Below are 1,141 nucleotides of genomic sequence, written 5' to 3' on the forward strand. Positions count from 1 at the left end.
GACGCCAGGCCGCGCTTCGCGTCGCGGCGCTGCATCTCATGCAGCAGCGTCACCAGAATCCGGCAGCCCGATGCGCCGATCGGGTGACCGATCGCAATCGCACCGCCGTTCACGTTGATCTTCGACGTGTCCCAGCCCATCTGCTTGTTCACAGCCAGCGCCTGCGCCGCGAACGCCTCGTTGATTTCCATCAGGTCGAGGTCGCCCACCGACCAGCCCGCGCGCTCCAGCGCGCGCTTCGACGCCGGCACCGGGCCCATGCCCATCACCTTCGGATCGACGCCGCCGCTTGCGTACGCCTTGATGCGCGCGAGCGGCACGAGGCCCAGCGCCTCGGCTTTCTTCGCCGACATCACGACCACCGCCGCCGCGCCGTCGTTGAGGCCCGACGCGTTGGCCGCCGTCACCGTACCTTCCTTCGAGAACGCCGGCTTCAGCCCCGCGAGCGATTCCGCCGTCACGCCATGACGCACGAATTCGTCGGTCGCGAACTTCAGCGGCTCGCCCTTGCGCTGCGGGATTTCGACCGGCACGATTTCCGCGTCGAAACGGCCTGCCTTCTGCGCGGCTTCCGCCTTGTTCTGCGAGAGCGCCGCGAAAGCATCCTGCTCTTCGCGCGTGATGCCGTATTCCTTCGCGACGTTTTCCGCCGTCACGCCCATGTGGTACTGGTTGTACACGTCCCACAGACCATCGACGATCATGCTGTCGATCAGCTTCGCATCGCCCATGCGAAAGCCATCACGCGAGCCCGGCAGCACGTGCGGCGCCGCGCTCATGTTTTCCTGGCCGCCGGCCACGACGATGTCCGAATCGCCCGCGATGATTGCGTTCGCAGCCAGCATCACCGCCTTCAGGCCCGAGCCGCAGACCTTGTTGATCGTCATCGCCGGCACGGCAGTCGGCAGACCGGCCTTGAGCGACGCCTGGCGCGCCACGTTCTGGCCCGAACCCGCCGTGAGCACCTGACCCATGATCACGTCGCTCACCTGATCGGGCTTCACGCCGGCGCGCTCGAGCGCCGCCTTGATCACCAGCGCGCCGAGATCGGGCGCGGCCACCTTCGCCAGCGAGCCACCGAATTTACCCACCGCCGTGCGTGCGGCCGAAACGATCACAATGTCAGTCATTTTCCATTCCT

At 66.7% G+C, this 1,141-nt stretch carries 1 protein-coding gene; it reads right to left on the minus strand.

All coding sequences use genetic code 11. The features are described 5' to 3' along the window. Window positions 1-1,130, minus strand: a 1,130-nt coding sequence (locus B0G62_RS31005) for an acetyl-CoA C-acetyltransferase (RefSeq protein WP_103707979.1), incomplete at its 3' end; no start/stop codon positions are given. Between the last annotated feature and the right edge of the window lie 11 nt (window positions 1,131-1,141).

This window comes from Paraburkholderia eburnea, assembly GCF_002917095.1.
Lineage (GTDB): Bacteria > Pseudomonadota > Gammaproteobacteria > Burkholderiales > Burkholderiaceae > Paraburkholderia > Paraburkholderia eburnea.